This is a genomic window from Aliirhizobium sp. YIM B11859 (assembly GCF_057163345.1).
Window position 1 is genome coordinate 1 of the sequence record NZ_JBXHAY010000054.1, and the last position, 693, is coordinate 693.

Annotated in this window: 2 protein-coding genes; one reads left to right on the plus strand and one right to left on the minus strand. The window is 58.3% G+C overall.

From position 1 onward, the window contains the following. The coding region (locus tag AC2GXZ_RS32605; RefSeq protein WP_483763389.1) for a DUF892 family protein at positions 1 to 406 on the plus strand (406 nt) is incomplete at its 5' end. A gap of 55 nt (positions 407 to 461) precedes the next feature. On the opposite strand, the gene AC2GXZ_RS32610 is transcribed toward AC2GXZ_RS32605, so the two are convergent. Beyond that, positions 462 to 693 (minus strand): neutral zinc metallopeptidase (locus tag AC2GXZ_RS32610; protein ID WP_483763390.1); only part of this gene is annotated, 232 nt, incomplete at its 5' end.

The following is a 693-nucleotide window of genomic DNA, read 5'->3' on the forward strand; positions in this document are numbered from 1 at the left end:
CGCCAAGGCACTGCCGAAGGTGTCGAAGGCAGTCAAGAACGTCGAGCTGAAGAAGGCGGTCGATCATCATCTGGAAGAGACCAAGGGTCAGATCAGGACGCTGGAGAAAGTCTTCAAGACGATCGGCGTCAAGCCGGAAGGCGTCAAGTGCGAAGCGACAGATGGCCTGTTGAAGGAAGCCGAAGGCCTGATGGAAGAAGGCAAGGGTGTTGCCCTCGACGCCGGCATGCTCGCTGCCTGTCAGGCGGTCGAGCACTATGAGATCGCCCGCTATGGTTCGCTTCGGGAGTGGGCAAAAGTCCTCGGTAACGAGGAAGCCCATGTCGCCTTGAGCGAAATCCTCGATCAGGAAAAGGCGGCCAACAACAAGCTGACCAACCTAGCCGTTACTGCTATCAATAAGTGATCTCTTTGGTCAGCCCTTCACTGTAGAGGGCTGACCATCCGCCTCCGGCCGAAACTCATACATCGCCCGAAAACGTATCACATGCCTTGACGGTGCCGGCATCGAAGCCGCGCTTGAACCAGCGGACACGCTGCGCCGAGGTGCCGTGGTTGAAGCTTTCCGGAACGACATATCCCTGGCTGCGCTTCTGAAGTGTGTCGTCGCCGATCTGCTGGGCGGCATTCAGAGCTTCTCCGAGATCGCCGCGATCCAGGATGCCATTCTGGTCGGTGGACTTGCCCCAAACC